Genomic DNA, 17,357 nt, shown 5'->3' with positions numbered 1-17,357 from the left:
CCCCCGATGACGGAGTGCCAGTCGACATCTAATCGACTGATCCACCGCTATCGGGAGCAAGCCCCCTCCCACATTTTTTTGATTTTCAGTGTGGCTTAGAGCTCGCCCAGGCCATCAACCAGCGCCTGGTTTTGCTCAGGCGTACCGATACTGATCCGCAGGAACTGGGCAATCCGCTCCTGCTTGAAGTGCCGCACGATAACCCCCTGCTCACGCAACTTGGCTGCCAATCCAGCAGCGTCATGCCGTGGGTGGCGCGCAAAGATGAAGTTCGCCGCCGAGGGCAACACTTCAAACCCTTTGCCTTCCAGTTGCGCGACCACCTTGTTGCGGCTGTCGATCACCATCTGGCAGGTCTGCTCGAAGTATTCACGGTCTTCGAACGCCGCCGCCGCGCCAACAATCGCCAGGCGATCCAGCGGGTAGGAGTTGAAGCTGTTCTTGACCCGCTCCAGCGCCTCGATCAGGTCCGGATGACCCACGGCCAGGCCCACACGCAAACCGGCCAGTGAGCGCGATTTGGACAGGGTCTGGGTCACCAGCAGGTTCGGGTAACGGTCCACCAGGCTGATGGCGGTTTCGCCACCGAAGTCGATGTAGGCTTCGTCGACCACCACCACCGAATCCGGGCTGGCCTTGAGGATCTGCTCCACCGCATCCAGCGCCAGTACGCAGCCGGTGGGTGCGTTAGGGTTGGGGAAGATGATCCCGCCGTTGGGCCTGGCATAGTCAGATGCGCGAATCTGGAACTGCTCGTCCAACGCCAGCGCGTCGTACTTGATGCCGTAGAGGCCGCAATACACGGGGTAAAAGCTGTAGCTGATATCCGGGAACAGCAGTGGCAGATCGTGCTGGAACAGGCCATGAAAGATGTGCGCCAGGACTTCATCGGAACCGTTGCCCAGGAATACCTTCCCGGCGTCGATTCCGTAATACCTGGCCACTGCCTGTTTAAGCAGGTCGCTGTTGGGGTCCGGGTACAGGCGCAAGTTGTCGTTCAACTCGGCCTGCATCGCTGCCAATGCCTTGGGCGATGGGCCGTATGGGTTTTCGTTGGTGTTGAGCTTGACCAGCTTGGTCAGCTTCGGTTGCTCACCGGGTACGTAAGGCACGAGGTCCTTGACGAAAGGGCTCCAGAATTTGCTCATGCCTTACTCTCCCTTGACGATGCGGTATTCAGCGCTGCGTGCGTGAGCGCTGAGGGATTCACCACGGGCCAGCACCGAAGCAGTCTTGCCCAGCTCGGAAGCACCTTGTGGCGAGCAGAAGATAATCGACGAACGCTTCTGGAAGTCATACACCCCCAGCGGCGATGAAAAACGCGCAGTGCCGGAGGTCGGCAACACGTGGTTAGGCCCGGCGCAGTAGTCGCCCAGGGCTTCGCTGGTGTGACGCCCCATGAAGATCGCACCGGCGTGACGAATCGACGGCAACCAGGCTTGCGGGTCCGCTACGGACAGCTCCAGGTGTTCCGGCGCGATGCGGTTGGCCACTTCGATGGCTTGCTCCATATCACGCACCAGAATCAGTGCGCCGCGGCCATTGATCGACTTCTCGATGATTTCGGCACGCTCCATGGTCGGCAGCAGCTTATTGATGCTGGCGGCGACCTTGTCGAGGAACTCGGCATCGGGGCTGACCAGGATCGCCTGGGCATCTTCGTCGTGCTCAGCCTGGGAGAACAGGTCCATGGCGATCCAGTCCGGATCGGTCTGGCCGTCACACACCACCAGAATTTCCGAAGGGCCGGCGATCATGTCGATGCCGACCTGGCCGAACACATGGCGCTTGGCGGTGGCGACGTAGATGTTGCCTGGGCCAACAACCTTGTCGACCTTCGGCACGCTTTCGGTGCCATAGGCCAAGGCCGCGACGGCCTGGGCGCCACCGATGGTGAACACTCGGTCGACACCCGCGATGCAGGCGGCAGCCAGTACCAGTTCGTTGATTTCACCACGAGGGGTCGGCACCACCATGACCACTTCAGTGACGCCCGCCACTTTGGCCGGAATCGCGTTCATTAACACGGACGACGGATAAGAGGCTTTACCGCCCGGCACGTAAAGGCCGGCACGGTCCAACGGCGTGACCTTCTGGCCTAGTACGGTGCCATCGGCTTCGGTGTAGCTCCAGGAGTCCTGCTTCTGCTTTTCGTGGTAGCTGCGTACCCGCGCCGCTGCGACTTCCAGGGCTTCGCGCTGGGGCGCGGTGATACGCGTCAGGGCCAGCTCAAGGCGCTCGCGGGGCAGGATCAGGTCCGCCATCGACTTGACGTCCAGGCCGTCGAACTGACGGGTGAAGTCCACCAGCGCCGCATCACCGCGCTCGCGCACGGCCTTGATAATGTCGAGCACCCGCTGGTTGACCGAATCGTCGGACACGCTTTCCCAGCTCAGCAGATGATCCAGATGATGGGCGAAATCCGGGTCGGCAGCGTTGAGTCGGGCAATTGCAGTGGACGTGGTCATAGCGAGGGCCTCAATAGAATTGGCAAAAACTCAGGCGCCCTAAACTAGCAGTCGTTTCCGCTTGGGCACCTGAGAATTCTGGCTATGAGGCGGATAGACGGGCGCAGCCTTTGGGCTACGCGGGTGAGTCAACCGCGGTGTCGAGACTCCACTGCCTTGCGCAGGGTGTCGATCAACGCCTGGATACGGGCGTGTTGCATCTTCATAGAAGCTTTGTTGACGATCAGGCGAGAGCTGATGTCGGCGATGAAATCCTGTGGCTCCAAACCGTTGGCGCGCAGGGTGTTGCCGGTGTCGACCACGTCGATGATCTTGTCGGCCAGGCCGATCAGCGGTGCCAGCTCCATCGAGCCGTAGAGCTTGATGATATCGACCTGGCGGCCCTGTTCGGCGTAGTAGCGCTTGGCGACGTTGACGAACTTGGTCGCCACTCGCAGACGGCCCTTGGGCTCGACATCACCGACACGGCCAGCGGTCATCAACTTGCACAGGGCGATACGCAGGTCCAGTGGCTCATATAAGCCCTGGCCACCGTATTCCATCAGCACATCCTTACCCGCGACACCGAGGTCGGCGGCACCATGTTCAACGTAGGTCGGCACGTCGGTAGCCCGCACGATCAGCAGGCGAACGTCGTCCTGGGTCGTGGGGATGATCAGCTTGCGGCTCTTGTCCGGATTCTCGGTCGGCACGATGCCCGCTTCAGCCAGAAGCGGCAACGTGTCGTCAAGGATGCGGCCCTTGGACAGTGCGATGGTCAACATGGGAACGTCAGTCCTTCATCATGCTATTGCTGTCCGGTCACAAACAGTGCCAGACACAGATCGAGGCCATGACAGCCTCGATTTGAAACAAACCAGTGTGTAGGAGCGAGCTTGCTCACCCCTACAGGGCAGTGGGGGTTAGCCCGGTACGCGGCGGATCTTCGCGCCGAGCATCTGCAGTTTTTCTTCGATGCACTCGTAGCCACGGTCTATGTGGTAAATGCGATCGATCAGGGTGTCGCCTTCGGCGCACAGTGCCGAGATCACCAGGCTGGCGGAAGCACGCAGGTCGGTAGCCATTACTGGCGCGCCCTTGAGCTTGTCGATGCCGGTGACGATGGCGGTATTGCCTTCGACCTGGATCTTGGCGCCCATGCGGTGCAATTCATACACATGCATGAAGCGGTTTTCGAAGATGGTCTCGATCACGGCACCGGTGCCTTCGGCAATGGCGTTCAGGGAGATGAACTGCGCTTGCATGTCGGTCGGGAACGCCGGATACGGAGCAGTACGCACATTGACGGCTTTTGGCCGCTTGCCGTGCATGTTCAGCTCGATCCAGTCTTCGCCGGTGGTGATCTCTGCGCCGGCTTCCTTGAGTTTTTCCAGGACGGCTTCAAGGATGGTCGGATCGGTGTCCTTGACCTTCACGCGGCCACCGGTCACAGCAGCGGCAACCAGGTAGGTACCGGTCTCGATGCGGTCAGGCATGACTTTGTAGGTGGCGGTGTGCAGACGCTTTACACCATCAATAGTGATGGTGTCAGTGCCAGCACCGGAAACCTTCGCGCCCATGGCGTTCAGGAAATTGGCCAGGTCGACCACTTCCGGCTCACGCGCAGCGTTTTGCAGCACGCTGCGGCCGTTGGCCAAGGCAGCGGCCATCATGATGTTTTCGGTACCGGTCACACTGACGGTATCAAAGAAGAAGTTCGCGCCACGCAGGCCGCCTTCCGGCGCCTTGGCCTTGATGTAGCCGCCTTCGACGTCGATGACTGCGCCCATGGCCTCAAGGCCACGGATGTGCAGGTCGACCGGACGCGAACCAATGGCGCAACCGCCAGGCAAGGCCACTTCGGCTTCGCCGAAACGAGCAACCATCGGGCCCAGCACCAGGATCGACGCACGCATGGTTTTCACCAGTTCGTACGGTGCGATCAGGGTCTTGATGGTGCGCGGGTCGATTTCGACGGCCAGCTTCTCGTCGATCACCGGCTCAATGCCCATGCGGCCGAACAGCTCGATCATGGTGGTAATGTCGTGCAGGTGCGGCAGGTTGGCTACAGTCACCGGGCCATCGCACAGCAGGGTCGCTGCCAGGATCGGCAAGGCGGAGTTTTTCGCACCGGAAATGCGGATCTCGCCATCAAGGCGGGCACCGCCGGTAATAATCAATTTATCCATAAGAATCTCGACGCCTTGGGGGCTCAGGTGCGCTCGGCCCAGGCCGCGCGGCTGAAAAATTTCATAGTGACCGCATGGATGCTGCCATCGGTGATCCATGGGTTCAAATGGGCATAGATCTGCTGCTGACGCTTGACCGGGCTCAATGCCGCCAGTTCATCGCTAATCACGTTCAGCTGGAAATTGCAGCCTTCGCCTTCAACTTCAACAGTCGTTTCCGGCAGCTTTCCTTCAAGGAAGCTCTTAACTTCTAGGGCCTGCATGCTCAACCTCTATCGGCGCCCAGTGCGCACGGGTCGCACATCATACAAAAAAGCCCCGCGCCTGCGAACCCCGCATAGCAGGACTCTGACGGGGGGGCTTTTCTGATAAATGTGTATTAAGGGTGTGCCAACAGCTCGGTCAGGCCGGAAACCTCGGCAATCTCGCGCATGTCTTCAGGCAAGGCACGGATACTGAGCGGCTTTTTTGCTGCTTCGGCATCGCGCATGAAGCACAGCAGCAACGACAGACCGACACTGCTGGACTTGGTCACCGCCGAACAGTCAACCACCAGCGCAGGCGCATTGCTGGCCTTGATCAGTGCCTGGCCCTGCTTGCGCAGGTCAGGCCCGGTACGGTAATCGAGCACGCCGCTGAGCAACAGCTCGCCGGCGTCGCCGATACGAACAGCCGCCTCGGTCATTGCGCAGGCTTCCCGGCAGCTTTGTCGGTTTCTTCCTTGGCCTTGGCCACTTCACCGGCCCAACCATTGATGGTCTTGTCCAGGTTATTGCCATTGCGCTGCATCGCATCGGCGAACTGGTCACGGAACAGCTTGCCGATGTTGATGCCGTTGATGACCACGTTGCGCAGCTTCCATTCACCGTTGATTTTCGTCAGGGTGTAGGACACCGGATAGATCGCGCCATTGCTGCCCGAGACTTTCATTCCGACCTCGGCACGGTCGCCCGACTCCTCCCTGGCAGGGTCAACGACGATGCCCTGGTTGTTGTATTCCAGCAGAGCGTTGCCGTAAAACTGGAACAGACCACGCTTGAAGTTTTCCTGGAACGTCTGCATCTGCGCCGGGGTTGCCTTGCGCGAATACTTGACCGTCATGATGCTTTTGGAAATACCTTCGGCATCGACCACCGGGCCAACAATCGTGTTGAGTGCTTCGTAGAACCTGGAAGGGTCTTGCTTGTACTGCTCTTTGTTGGCCTTCAGGTCGGCCAGCATCCTGCTGGTCGTGTCCTGCACCAAATCGTGCGCAGAACCTGCCGCATTGGCCATCAGCGGCAACGCTGCAAGCAGTACCAGCAGGCCACGTCGCAAGGTAGAGATCATGAACAGATTCCTCATTTAGCGTCTTTATTGACCGTATTGAGCAGGAATTTACCGATCAGGTCTTCAAGTACCAACGACGACTGTGTGTCGTGGATTGTAGAGCCATCCTTGAGCAAGGCTGTTTCCCCGCCCACGCTGACACCGATGTATTTCTCGCCCAGTAGCCCCGCAGTGAGGATAGATGCCGTGGAGTCGGTCGGCAGGTTATCTACCTTCTTGTCCACCTGCATGGTCACTCGCCCGGTGAAGCTGTCGCGGTCCAGATCGATTGCCGTGACCTTGCCGATGGTAACGCCGGCCATGGTCACTTTGGCTCTGACCGTCAAACCGGCGATATTGTCGAAATACGCGTAAAGTTTATAGGTATCGGCGGTGGGGCTGGCCGACAGGCCGCTGACTCGCAGGGCCAACAACAGTAAAGCCAGGATGCCAGCCAGCAAGAAAAGGCCGACACCGATCTCCACAGTGCGGTTTTGCATCAGAAATCTCCAAACATCAAGGCGGTCAAAATGAAGTCAAGGCCCAGTACCGCCAGCGAGGCGTACACAACGGTCTTGGTAGTGGCACGACTGATCCCTTCTGAGGTGGGCTCGCAGTCATAGCCTTGGAATACGGCAATCCACGTCACCACAAAGGCAAAGACAATGCTCTTTATGATGCCGTTGAGCACGTCACCGGTGAAGGTCACGCTGTTTTGCATGTTGGCCCAGTAGGAACCGTCATAGACGCCCAACCAGTCAACCGCCACCCACGAACCGCCCCAGATACCCACCACGCTGAAAATCATCGCCAGCAATGGCAGGGAAATAAAGCCGGCCCACAGGCGCGGGGCAACAATGTACTTGAGCGGGTCCACACCGATCATTTCCAGGCTGGACAGTTGCTCGGTGGACTTCATGTTGCCGATTTCGGCGGTCAGCGCCGAACCTGCACGCCCCGCGAACAGCAAGGCAGTGACCACCGGGCCGAGCTCACGCAGCAGGGTCAAGGCCACCATCTGGCCTACCGCCTGCTCCGAGCCGTAGCTGGACAGGATGTTGAAGCCCTGCAGCGCCAGCACCATGCCGATGAACACCCCGGAGACCACAATGATCACCAGGGACATCACACCCACTGCGTGCAGCTGCTTGAGCAGCAGGCCGAAGCCCCCGCCGATGCCACCGCGGCCCAGCAAGGCGTGGAACAGGAAAATGGTCGAACGCCCCAGGACTTCGATGATGTCGATGCCCGAGCGACCGAAAAGGCGAACCTTTTCGATAAGAGATGTCTTGCGCATCAGCGCTTCCCCAGAAGATCTGAGCGGTAGTCCGCTGCCGGAAAGTGAAAAGGCACCGGGCCATCGGGATCGCCGGTCATGAATTGGCGGATACGCGGGTTATCGGCGTTCATCAGCTCTTCAGGCGTACCCTGCCCCAGCACCTGGCCATCACCCACTACGTACAGGTAGTCGGCGATGCTCGCGGTTTCGGCCAGATCGTGAGACACCACGATGCTGGTGATTCCCAATGCATCATTGAGCAGGCGGATCAGGCGCACCAGCACACCCATGGCGATCGGGTCCTGCCCCACGAATGGCTCGTCGTACATAAGGATCTGCGGGTCGAGGGCAATGGCCCGCGCCAGGGCGACACGGCGCTTCATACCGCCGGACAATTCGTCCGGCATCAGGTCGATGGCACCGCGAAGGCCAACGGCCTGCAGCTTCAGCAACACAATGTCACGAATCATTTCATCGGACAGCTGGGTATGCACCCGCAGCGGGAAGGCTACGTTTTCGAAAACATCGAGGTCGGTAAACAGCGCACCGCTCTGGAACAGCACGCCCATATGCTTGCGCGCATCGAACAGATCGCTGCGCGACAGCGTCGGCAGGTTCTGGCCGTTGACCCACACTTCGCCGGCACTGGGGCGCAATTGCATGCCCATCAGGCGTAACAGGGTGGTCTTGCCGCAACCGGAAGGCCCCATGATGCCCGTGACCTTGCCGCGAGGAATGCGAATATCGACGTTATTGAAGATGCTGCGCGAACCGCGCTTGAAGGTAAGGCCCTTCAGCTCGACCGCGTAGGCGTTATCGGCACTCATCTAATCTCCTTGGGATGCAGCCTTTCACTCAGACACCATGTGTGCGACTTTGGTTTGCAACGGATGCGCAATAATTAGGCACATGGGTTGGGCGGACCGAACTGGCGGCGAACTATATCACCGCTGGTGCGGCGCCCCCAAGGCCGGAACAGCGCTCGTTCAGATTTAGGACAGGGAATAACCGTTACCGAAGGTGATTGGCTGGAACTTCGCGCACAAAGCCTGACGAACTTACGTGAGGGAATTGATCATTACCGCTATAATCGCCGCCTTTTCGTCAGGCTATACGATTTCAGACATGAGCCAATCCAGCGAACTTGTTCAATCCGCACAACGCACCATCCGCCTAGAGCTTGAAGCCGTAGAAGGCTTGCTGGCCCATATCAACGCGGATTTCGTGCGCGCCTGCGAGATGATCCTGGCCAGCAAGGGCCGCGTTGTCGTGGTCGGCATGGGTAAATCCGGCCACATCGGCAACAAGATCGCCGCCACCCTGGCAAGCACCGGGACCACCGCTTTTTTCGTGCATCCGGCAGAAGCCAGCCACGGCGACATGGGCATGATCACCAAGGATGACGTGATTCTGGCGCTGTCCAATTCCGGCACTACCAACGAAATCGTGACCCTGTTGCCGTTGATCAAGCGCCTGGGTATCCAGATGATCAGCCTCACGGGCAACCCGGAATCGACCCTGGCCAAGGCCGCCGACGTCAACCTCAACGTGCACGTGGCCCATGAGGCCTGCCCGTTGAACCTGGCACCGACTTCCTCCACCACCGCCGCACTGGTCATGGGCGATGCCCTGGCGGTGGCGCTGCTGGAGGCCCGCGGGTTTACCGCAGAAGACTTCGCATTTTCCCATCCAGGCGGTGCCCTCGGGCGTCGCTTGCTGCTGAAAGTGGAAAATGTCATGCATTCGGGCGCCGAACTGCCAAGCGTTCCACGCGGTACCCTGCTCAGGGATGCGCTGATGGAAATGACCCGCAAGGGCCTCGGCATGACGGCAATCCTGGAGACCGACGGACGCTTGGCCGGGATATTCACCGACGGTGATCTGCGCCGCACCCTGGACCGCACCATTGATATTCACACCGCCACCATCGACGCGGTGATGACACCCCACGGCAAGACCGCCCGCGCTGAAATGCTCGCGGCTGAAGCGCTGAAAATCATGGAAGACCACCGGATCGGCGCGCTGATCGTCGTCGATAACGATGATCGACCGATCGGAGCCCTTAACCTTGGCGACTTGCTGCGCGCAGGAGTGATGTAAATGACCAGCGATCTGTTGCAACGCGGTAAAAACATCAAGCTGGCGATTTTCGACGTTGACGGCGTGCTGACCGACGGCCGCCTGTACTTTCTCGAAGACGGCAGCGAATTCAAGACATTCAATACGCTCGATGGCCAGGGCATCAAGATGCTGATGGCGGCGGGCGTACAAACGGCGATTATCAGTGGTCGAAAGACGCCGGTTGTGGAACGCCGCGCACAAAACCTCGGAATTGCTCACCTGTATCAGGGCCGCGAGGATAAACTGGTGGTGCTGGACGAGCTTCTTGGCCAACTCAACCTAAGCTATGAACAAGTCGCCTATCTGGGTGACGACCTGCCCGACCTGCCGGTGATTCGCCGGGTGGGCCTGGGCATGGCGGTCGCGAATGCCGCGGCGTTTGTGCGCGAACACGCCCATGGCATCACCACCGCCCGTGGCGGCGAAGGTGCTGCCCGCGAGTTCTGCGAGTTGATCCTGCGTGCCCAGGGCAGCCTTGAAGCGGCCCACGCCGCCTACCTATAGAGCGTTATATGCTGAGCAAAAAGATTCGCAACTTCCTGCTATTCGGGGTCATTGCCGCGCTGTTCCTGGCGGTGGGCTACTGGAATATCAGCCCGGAGCGCTTTCTCGACAAGCCTGTTGCGCAGGTTGACGAAGGTGTTATCGACTATTACGCCACCAACGCCTACAGCATTCAGTTCCTGCCAGACGGCAAGGTGCAGTATGAAATGACGTCGGACAAGGTCGAGCACTTGAAGGTAGCCGATGTCAGCCTGCTGACCAACCCGGACCTGAATCTGTATCGCGGTACAGAATTTCCCTGGCACGTGACCAGCAAGCGTGGCGAGGTGAACTCGGACGGCACCGAAGTTGAACTGATCGACTCGGTACGCGTCGCACGTACAGACGCGCAGAACCGCGACACCATCATTACCAGCAGTCGCATGACGGTATTCCCACAGAAGCAATATGCGCAGACCGAGCAAGACGTTAGAATCGACGGCGCTGGCGGTGTATCGACTGGCAAGGGAATGAAAGCGTATTTGAAAGAAAGCAGGATACACCTGCTATCGAACGTAAGAGGACAGTATGAGGCTCGTTAAAACCCTCCCTATTTTGCTCGGTCTGGGCGCAGCACTGGGAAGCGTGAGCGCCTGGGCTCTGCCGAACGATAGCCAGCAACCGATCCACATCTCGGCTGACGATGCGCAGCTCGATGACAAGCAAGGTGTCGCGACCTACAAGGGCGACGTAATCATCACTCAAGGTTCGATGAAGATTACCGGCAATACCGTCACCCTGACCCGCACCCCGGCCGGCGATATCGACGTCGTGACCTCGGTGGGCAACCTTGCCTATTTCGAACAGAAGCAAAACGCCGCCGATCCAGGCCCGATCAAAGGCTACGGCGTAACCATCCAGTACCACGCGCCGCAGAACCGCATCGTACTGACTGACCGCGCCAAAGTGATCAGCAGCGACGGCAACTCGACCGAAGGCGAGAAAATCGTCTACGACACCGTCAAGCAGGTCGCCACTGCTGGCCGCGCCAATGGCACCAAGGTCACCGCGCCACGTCCGCGCATTGACATGGTTATCCAGCCGAAGAAGAAGGCCCAGTAATGGCAACCCTGAAAGCCCAGCATCTGGCCAAGGCCTATAAAAGCCGCCAGGTGGTACGTGATGTCAGCCTGTCGATCGACAGCGGCCAGATCGTCGGCTTGCTCGGCCCCAACGGTGCCGGCAAGACCACCTGCTTCTATATGATCGTCGGGCTGGTCCAGGCGGATCAGGGTCGCGTATTGATCGACGACCTGGACGTCAGCCACCAGCCCATGCACGGTCGTGCACGCGCCGGTATCGGTTATCTGCCCCAGGAAGCGTCGATCTTCCGCAAACTGTCGGTAGCCGACAACATCATGGCGATCCTCGAGACCCGCAAGGAACTCGACCGCGACGGCCGCCGCAAAGAGCTGGAAAGCCTGTTGCAGGAGTTCCACATCAACCATATTCGCGACAACCTCGGCATGAGCCTGTCCGGTGGTGAGCGCCGCCGCGTGGAAATCGCCCGCGCCCTGGCCACCGCACCGAAGTTCATCCTGCTGGATGAGCCGTTTGCCGGCGTTGACCCGATTTCGGTCGGCGATATCAAGCAGATCATTCACCACCTCAAGGCCAAGGGTATTGGCGTGCTGATCACCGACCACAACGTCCGTGAGACGCTGGATATCTGTGAAACCGCCTATATCGTCAACGATGGTCAGTTGATTGCTGAAGGCGACGCCGAGACCATCCTGGCCAATGAACTGGTCAAGGAAGTTTATCTGGGTCACGAGTTCCGCCTGTAGACGGAGTGGTATCGCGCCTTTCGCCGGAGCGCGCAGGAGTCAATAGAAACCTTGGTTTTTTTATTGTTACCGCGCTCTAGGCAAAGGCCCTGATATCAGGCATATAATTTGCTTATGTTGGCGCTCACGCGCCCTGTCGTGGATGGCGCATTGCGCCGGCGAATAAGGTGTTAAGCCCCTGCCATGAAACCATCGCTAGTCCTGAGAATGGGCCAGCAGCTGACGATGACACCGCAGCTGCAACAGGCCATCCGCCTGCTCCAATTGTCGACCCTGGACCTGCAGCAGGAAATCCAGGAGGCCCTGGAGTCCAATCCGATGCTCGAACGCCAGGAAGAAGGCGACGACTTCGACAATGCCGACCCACTGGCCGACAACATCGAGCAAAAACCCAATCCCGACGTGCAGGAACCCTCCTACCAGGAAACCGCCCCTACGGTGGACAACCTGGAAGAAGGGGAATGGAACGAACGCATTCCCAACGAGCTTCCCGTGGATACCGCATGGGAAGACGTTTACCAGACCAGCGCCAGCAGCCTGCCGAGCAATGATGATGACGAGTGGGACTTCACCACCCGCACCTCGGCTGGCGAGAGCCTGCAGAGCCACTTGCTGTGGCAACTCAACCTGGCGCCGATGTCGGACACTGATCGCCTGATCGCGGTTACGCTCATCGATTGCATCAATAACCAGGGTTACCTGGACGAAACCCTCGACGAGATCCTCGAAGCCTTCGACCCGGAACTGGACATCGAGCTGGACGAAATCGAAGCCGTCCTGCACCGCATCCAGCAATTCGAGCCCGCCGGCATCGGCGCCCGCACGCTCAGCGAGTGCCTGTTGCTGCAACTGCGCCAGTTGCCTGCCAAGACGCCATGGCTCGCCGAGGCCCAGCGCCTGGTCAGCGACTACATCGATCTGCTGGGTAGCCGCGACTATAGCCAGTTGATGCGCCGCATGAAGCTCAAGGAAGACGACTTGCGCCAGGTCATCGAGTTGGTGCAAAGCCTCAACCCGCGCCCCGGTTCGCAGATTGAATCCAGCGAAGCCGAATACGTGGTTCCCGACGTGATCGTGCGCAAGGACAACGAGCGCTGGCTGGTGGAGTTGAACCAGGAATCGGTGCCACGGCTGCGGGTCAACCCGCAATACGCAGGTTTTGTGCGCCGCGCCGATACCAGCGCCGACAATACCTTCATGCGCAACCAGTTGCAGGAAGCGCGATGGTTCATCAAGAGCCTGCAAAGCCGCAACGAAACCCTGATGAAAGTCGCCACCCAGATCGTCGAGCACCAGCGCGGGTTCCTGGAATACGGGGACGAAGCCATGAAGCCTCTGGTGCTGCACGATATCGCCGAAGCGGTAGGCATGCATGAATCGACAATTTCCCGGGTAACCACGCAAAAATTCATGCATACCCCGCGCGGTATTTATGAGCTGAAATACTTTTTCTCCAGCCACGTCAGCACCTCCGAAGGCGGCGAATGCTCGTCCACGGCGATCCGCGCGATCATCAAAAAACTGGTTGCCGCGGAAAATCAGAAAAAGCCGTTGAGTGACAGCAAGATCGCTGGTTTACTGGAGGCACAAGGCATTCAGGTCGCCCGTCGAACCGTCGCCAAGTACCGTGAGTCCCTTGGGATCGCGCCTTCCAGCGAGCGTAAGCGGTTGATGTGACGGGCGGGCCACAGCGTTCCAGTGGTGGGTATTCCTGCCCACCGCTTTATGCACTGGCAACGAAGGAGAAGCTGTATGCAAGTCAACATCAGTGGACACCAGCTGGAAGTCACCAAGCCCCTGCGTGAATACACCGAGAGCAAGCTGAACAAGCTTGCGGGGCATTTTGACAAGATCACCAACGTGCAGGTCATCATGGAGGTCGATAAGCTCAAGCAGAAAATCGAGGCCACCCTGCACGTACCGAATGCCAAGCTCGTCGCCAATGCGGAACACGAAGACATGTACGCGGCGATTGACTCGCTCTACGAAAAGCTCGACCGCCAACTCATAAAGCATAAGGAAAAGAATCTGCACCTGATGCAAGGTACAGGTCGTTAACCCTCCCCCATGATCCAACTTCAAACCATCCTGACCCCCGGCCGTTCCCTTGTGAACGTGCCGGGCGGCAGTAAAAAGCGCGCCCTGGAACAAATTGCCAACCTGATCAGCAGCCAAGTGCCTGAGCTGGAGATGCAAGATGTTTTCGAGGCTCTGATTGCCCGTGAAAAACTCGGCTCCACCGGTTTTGGCAACGGCATCGCTATTCCTCACTGCCGTCTCGAAGGCTGCCAGACCCCGGTCAGCGCCTTGCTACACCTGGAAAAACCCATCGACTTCGACGCCATCGACGGTGCTCCGGTTGACCTGCTGTTCGTGCTGCTGGTCCCGCAAGCCGCCACCGATGCGCACCTGGAACTGCTCCGGCAGATAGCCAGTATGCTCGACCGTAAGGAAGTACGTGACAAGTTGCGCAGTGCCAGCAGCAACGAGGCGCTGTATCAGGTCGTCCTGGATGAACAAAACGGGCAGTAATCATGCGTTTGATCATCGTCAGCGGCCGCTCCGGCTCAGGTAAAAGCACCGCCCTCAATGTGCTTGAGGACAACGGCTTCTATTGCATCGACAACCTGCCGGCCGGCCTGCTGCCGGAGTTGGCGGAGCGCGCCCTTATCCACACCGAGCTGGCGCAGCCGCTGGTCGCTGTGTCGATCGACGCCCGCAACCTGCCCAGCCACCTCTCGCGGTTCCCGGAACTGCTCGAAGAAGTGCGCGCCAAGCACATTCATTGCGATGTGCTGTACCTGGATGCCGATGAAGAAACCCTGCTCAAGCGTTTCTCCGAAACCCGTCGACGCCACCCGCTCAGCAGCGCCAACCGCTCCCTGGCCGAAGCCATTGAAGACGAGACCAAACTGCTGGGGCCGATCATTGATCTGGCCGACCTGAAGATCAACACCACCAGCCTGAACCTGTACCAGTTGCGTGACGCGATCAAGTTGCGCCTGCTGAATCAGCCCGAGCCGGGCACAGCGTTCCTGGTCGAGTCGTTTGGCTTCAAGCGTGGCATGCCGGTCGATGCCGACCTGGTGTTCGATGTGCGCTGCCTGCCCAACCCTTACTGGAAGCCGGAATTGCGCGATCAGTCGGGGCTGGATCAGCCCGTCGCCGACTACCTTGCCGCGCAGCCGGATGTGGAAGAGATGTTCCAGGACATCTCCAGCTACCTGCTTAAATGGTTGCCGCGTTTTGCCGCGAGCAATCGGGCGTATGTCACCATTGCCATTGGCTGCACGGGTGGCCATCACCGCTCGGTTTACCTGACTGAGCGGCTGGGCCAGGTGCTGCAACAAACCCTCAAGAATGTCCAGGTTCGCCACCGCGACCTAAGCTGAAAGGAACACCTGCGCGATGCCCGCTCTGGAAATTGAAATCATCAACAAGCTGGGCCTGCACGCCCGGGCGTCGGCAAAGTTCGTCGGCGTGGCCGGAAAGTTTCCCTGCCAGATCCGCGCCGGGCGCACACCGGAGTCCATGGTCGATGGCAAGAGCATCATGGCGATGATGATGCTGGCAGCCGGCAAGGGCACCACGATTCATCTGCACACTGCAGGCGAGCAAGAGCAGGAAGCGATGAAGGCGTTGGTTGAGCTGATCAACAACAAATTCGATGAAGGCGAATAACCGCCGATACGAGAGCTGGCTTCAGCCCAACGCCGTATCCATCACCATCATCAGGCAAAACCCGATACACAACCCCAGGCTGGCGAGCTTTTCGTGACCGTTGCGACGCGATTCGGGGATGACTTCATGGGTCACTACCAACAACATCGCACCGGCGGCCAGCGCCAGCCCCAACGGCAGCAACACCTCAGCCAGGCTCACCAGCCAGGCGCAGAGCACCGCAAATACCGGTTCAACCAATCCTGATGCGGCGCCGATCAGGAACGCCTTGATCCGCGACATCCCCGCCCCAGCCAATACCAGCGCGATCACCAAGCCCTCGGGTACATCCTGCAAGGCAATGCCCATGGCGAGACTGTCAGCATCCGCCATCCCTCCTCCCGCGGAGACGCCCACTGCCATGCCTTCGGGAATGTTGTGCGCAATGATGGCGAATACAAACAGCCAGATGCGCGGCGGGATCACCGGCTTATCCGGCGTCCCCACCAGCATCTCCGGGCTGGCGCCGGAGACCTTGCGATCCACCAGATACAACCCGAATGCGCCCAGCATGATGCCGAAGCTGATCAGCCCACCCGCACCCCACGGCGAAAGGCCCAGGCCTTCAGCCGCGGCGATACCCGGCACGACCAGGGAAAAAGCGGTCGCTGCGAGCATCACACCTGCACCGAAGCCCAGCAAGGTGTCGCTCAACGCTACCGGCATCCGCCGTATCACCAGGACCGGCACCGCGCCCAGCGCCGTGCCGAGCGCGCAAATCGCGCCGCCCTGCAACGCGCGCAGGATACGCGGCTCAAGGTCCAACCAGGCCAGCCCATGGGCCACCAGCAACGCAGTCCCTGCCAATAACAGCAGTGAACCGAACGCATAACGGAACATTCGCACGCTGCTGATCGCCAGTGTTTCAGTGCCCATAGTCGCCCTTAGATCTTGTTTTAGAGTGAATGTCAAGCCAAGGCGGCCTGGTAGCGGGCAGCAACTTCCGGCCAGTTAATTACGCTGTAGAACGCATTGATGTATTCAGGGCGACGGTTCTGGTAACGCAAATAGTAGGCATGTTCCCAGACGTCCAGACCGAGGATTGGCGTGTTGCCGCTCATCAGCGGGCTGTCCTGGTTGCCGCTGCTTTCCACGACCAGCGTGTTTTGCGGGGTGACACTCAACCAGGCCCAGCCACTGCCGAAGCGGGTCAGCGCAGCCTTGGTGAATGCCTCCTTGAAACTGTCAAAACCGCCCAATTGCTCATCGATAGCCTTGCCCAGCGTGCCTTCGGGCTTACCGCCCCCTGTAGGTGACATGACCGCCCAGAACAACGAATGGTTTGCATGGCCGCCTCCTTGATTGACCACGGCAACGCGTAATTTCTCCGGTAATTTCTGCACGCTGGACACCAGCTTCTCCACCGGCCAACCGGCGAATTCCGTGCCCTCCACGGCAGCATTCAGATTATTGATGTAAGTCTGGTGATGCTTGGTGTAGTGAATCTCCATGGTTTGCGCGTCGATATGCGGCTCAAGGGCGTCATAGGCGTAAGGCAGTGCCGGCAGGGTGTAAGTCATATCAATGTGCTCCATAGTGAGACGAGGTCGACTGCAGCGCAGCATCGCCCAGCAACCGGTGGGTGCGGGGGTACTCGCCGTGATCGCTGATGAAATTCAACAGCTCGACGTAGGTCTTGCTGCTCTGGCGCAACGCCGCCTCGCGCAACTGCGGGTTAAGGCGCGGGTCCTGCATGGTCTGCAACAATCGCTGGTGAATGGCGCAGAGGTATTCCGCGCTTTCCTCAGGTTGATTCAGGCGCAAGTGCAGGTCCGCCAGGTTGTGATGAGAAATGACGCAGGCCGCCACTGCTTCGTCGGCATCCGCCCAGCGTTCGAACAACACTTGGGCCAGGGCCAGGGCTTGCAGATAGGCCTCGCGGGCATCCACCAGCTCGCCCGCCATAAAGCAGCGATTGGCCCGTTCGATCGTACGTTTCCAGTGCTCCATGGTGAGCCTCCAA

The 17,357-nt window shown here is 59.3% G+C and carries 23 protein-coding genes; 10 read left to right on the top strand and 13 right to left on the bottom strand.

Going from position 1 to position 17,357, the window contains the following annotated elements; all coding sequences use genetic code 11:
• Positions 1-95 precede the first annotated feature (95 nt).
• The 10 genes from hisC to E4O98_RS09735 all read right to left on the bottom strand — a co-directional run bounded on the left by hisC (position 96) and on the right by E4O98_RS09735 (position 8,050).
• The gene (hisC, locus tag E4O98_RS09780; protein WP_032877769.1) at positions 96-1,148 is read right to left on the bottom strand and encodes a histidinol-phosphate transaminase; all 1,053 of its coding nucleotides are present in this window, start codon (positions 1,146-1,148) and stop codon (positions 96-98) included.
• Between the two features lie 3 nt (positions 1,149-1,151).
• A complete protein-coding gene (hisD, locus tag E4O98_RS09775; protein WP_003188601.1) occupies positions 1,152-2,468 on the bottom strand; it encodes a histidinol dehydrogenase in 1,317 nt (438 codons plus the stop codon).
• Positions 2,469-2,596: 128 nt separating this feature from the next.
• On the bottom strand, positions 2,597-3,232 hold the full coding sequence (gene hisG, locus E4O98_RS09770; RefSeq protein WP_003188599.1) for an ATP phosphoribosyltransferase: 636 nt from the start codon (positions 3,230-3,232) through the stop codon (positions 2,597-2,599).
• Positions 3,233-3,370: 138 nt separating this feature from the next.
• Positions 3,371-4,636 carry a UDP-N-acetylglucosamine 1-carboxyvinyltransferase gene (murA, locus tag E4O98_RS09765; RefSeq protein WP_032877771.1) on the bottom strand — a complete coding sequence of 422 codons (1,266 nt, stop codon included), beginning with the start codon at positions 4,634-4,636 and terminating at the stop codon, positions 3,371-3,373.
• A gap of 23 nt (positions 4,637-4,659) precedes the next feature.
• Complete coding sequence (locus tag E4O98_RS09760) at positions 4,660-4,899, bottom strand: BolA family protein (protein ID WP_003188597.1); 240 nt, start codon at positions 4,897-4,899, stop codon at positions 4,660-4,662.
• A 116-nt stretch (positions 4,900-5,015) separates the two neighbouring features.
• Complete coding sequence (locus tag E4O98_RS09755; RefSeq protein ID WP_005784859.1) at positions 5,016-5,321, bottom strand: STAS domain-containing protein; 306 nt, start codon at positions 5,319-5,321, stop codon at positions 5,016-5,018.
• Positions 5,318-5,965, bottom strand: a complete 648-nt coding sequence (locus E4O98_RS09750; protein WP_032877773.1) for an ABC transporter substrate-binding protein — start codon at positions 5,963-5,965, stop codon at positions 5,318-5,320. The genes E4O98_RS09755 and E4O98_RS09750 overlap by 4 nt, the downstream gene beginning before the upstream one ends.
• 11 nt (positions 5,966-5,976) lie before the next feature.
• A complete protein-coding gene (gene mlaD / locus E4O98_RS09745; RefSeq protein WP_005784855.1) occupies positions 5,977-6,444 on the bottom strand; it encodes an outer membrane lipid asymmetry maintenance protein MlaD in 468 nt (155 codons plus the stop codon).
• Positions 6,444-7,241 carry a lipid asymmetry maintenance ABC transporter permease subunit MlaE gene (gene mlaE / locus E4O98_RS09740; protein WP_005784853.1) on the bottom strand — a complete coding sequence of 266 codons (798 nt, stop codon included), beginning with the start codon at positions 7,239-7,241 and terminating at the stop codon, positions 6,444-6,446. Before mlaE ends, mlaD begins: the two co-directional genes overlap by 1 nt.
• Positions 7,241-8,050, bottom strand: coding sequence for an ATP-binding cassette domain-containing protein (locus E4O98_RS09735; protein ID WP_005784851.1), 810 nt, complete (start codon positions 8,048-8,050; stop codon positions 7,241-7,243). Before E4O98_RS09735 ends, mlaE begins: the two co-directional genes overlap by 1 nt.
• 298 nt (positions 8,051-8,348) lie before the next feature.
• Between E4O98_RS09735 and E4O98_RS09730 the strand changes: the two genes are divergently transcribed.
• From E4O98_RS09730 to E4O98_RS09685, 10 genes are all read left to right on the top strand, one after another.
• Positions 8,349-9,323, top strand: a complete 975-nt coding sequence (locus tag E4O98_RS09730) for a KpsF/GutQ family sugar-phosphate isomerase (RefSeq protein WP_032877777.1) — start codon at positions 8,349-8,351, stop codon at positions 9,321-9,323.
• Entirely contained in the window at positions 9,324-9,848 is a 525-nt protein-coding gene (locus E4O98_RS09725; protein WP_005784847.1) for an HAD family hydrolase, read from the top strand.
• 8 nt (positions 9,849-9,856) lie between these two features.
• Positions 9,857-10,429, top strand: a complete 573-nt coding sequence (lptC, locus tag E4O98_RS09720; RefSeq protein ID WP_032877780.1) for an LPS export ABC transporter periplasmic protein LptC — start codon at positions 9,857-9,859, stop codon at positions 10,427-10,429.
• Entirely contained in the window at positions 10,416-10,949 is a 534-nt protein-coding gene (gene lptA, locus E4O98_RS09715; protein ID WP_032877782.1) for a lipopolysaccharide transport periplasmic protein LptA, read from the top strand. The genes lptC and lptA overlap by 14 nt, the downstream gene beginning before the upstream one ends.
• Positions 10,949-11,674 carry an LPS export ABC transporter ATP-binding protein gene (gene lptB / locus E4O98_RS09710; RefSeq protein ID WP_005784841.1) on the top strand — a complete coding sequence of 242 codons (726 nt, stop codon included), beginning with the start codon at positions 10,949-10,951 and terminating at the stop codon, positions 11,672-11,674. The genes lptA and lptB overlap by 1 nt, the downstream gene beginning before the upstream one ends.
• A 183-nt stretch (positions 11,675-11,857) precedes the next feature.
• Positions 11,858-13,351, top strand: a complete 1,494-nt coding sequence (locus E4O98_RS09705) for an RNA polymerase factor sigma-54 (protein ID WP_005784839.1) — start codon at positions 11,858-11,860, stop codon at positions 13,349-13,351.
• Between the two features lie 75 nt (positions 13,352-13,426).
• Positions 13,427-13,732 (top strand): ribosome-associated translation inhibitor RaiA, encoded by a 306-nt coding sequence (gene raiA / locus E4O98_RS09700; protein WP_223017593.1) that lies wholly within the window; start codon positions 13,427-13,429, stop codon positions 13,730-13,732.
• A 9-nt stretch (positions 13,733-13,741) separates the two neighbouring features.
• Positions 13,742-14,206, top strand: a complete 465-nt coding sequence (ptsN, locus tag E4O98_RS09695; RefSeq protein WP_032877784.1) for a PTS IIA-like nitrogen regulatory protein PtsN — start codon at positions 13,742-13,744, stop codon at positions 14,204-14,206.
• Between the two features lie 2 nt (positions 14,207-14,208).
• The gene (rapZ, locus tag E4O98_RS09690) at positions 14,209-15,066 is read left to right on the top strand and encodes an RNase adapter RapZ (RefSeq protein WP_005784834.1); all 858 of its coding nucleotides are present in this window, start codon (positions 14,209-14,211) and stop codon (positions 15,064-15,066) included.
• A gap of 16 nt (positions 15,067-15,082) precedes the next feature.
• Positions 15,083-15,355 carry an HPr family phosphocarrier protein gene (locus tag E4O98_RS09685; RefSeq protein WP_216090750.1) on the top strand — a complete coding sequence of 91 codons (273 nt, stop codon included), beginning with the start codon at positions 15,083-15,085 and terminating at the stop codon, positions 15,353-15,355.
• Positions 15,356-15,376: 21 nt separating this feature from the next.
• Here E4O98_RS09685 and E4O98_RS09680 read toward each other — a convergent pair whose 3' ends face one another.
• Genes E4O98_RS09680 through E4O98_RS09670 form a run of 3 tightly spaced genes read right to left on the bottom strand, consistent with a single transcriptional unit; the run spans position 15,377 to position 17,344 of the window.
• On the bottom strand, positions 15,377-16,270 hold the full coding sequence (locus E4O98_RS09680) for a ZIP family metal transporter (RefSeq protein ID WP_005784830.1): 894 nt from the start codon (positions 16,268-16,270) through the stop codon (positions 15,377-15,379).
• A 32-nt stretch (positions 16,271-16,302) separates the two neighbouring features.
• Complete coding sequence (locus E4O98_RS09675; RefSeq protein ID WP_032877788.1) at positions 16,303-16,914, bottom strand: superoxide dismutase; 612 nt, start codon at positions 16,912-16,914, stop codon at positions 16,303-16,305.
• A gap of 1 nt (position 16,915) precedes the next feature.
• Positions 16,916-17,344 carry a hypothetical protein gene (locus tag E4O98_RS09670; protein ID WP_248134852.1) on the bottom strand — a complete coding sequence of 143 codons (429 nt, stop codon included), beginning with the start codon at positions 17,342-17,344 and terminating at the stop codon, positions 16,916-16,918.
• Positions 17,345-17,357: the final 13 nt, after the last annotated feature.

It is taken from the genome of Pseudomonas sp. W2Jun17, assembly GCF_023127795.1.
In the GTDB taxonomy this organism is placed as follows: Bacteria; Pseudomonadota; Gammaproteobacteria; order Pseudomonadales; family Pseudomonadaceae; genus Aquipseudomonas; species Aquipseudomonas synxantha_A.
The sequence above is the reverse complement of the archived record's forward strand: the minus strand, read 5'-3'. Positions and strand labels throughout refer to the sequence as shown.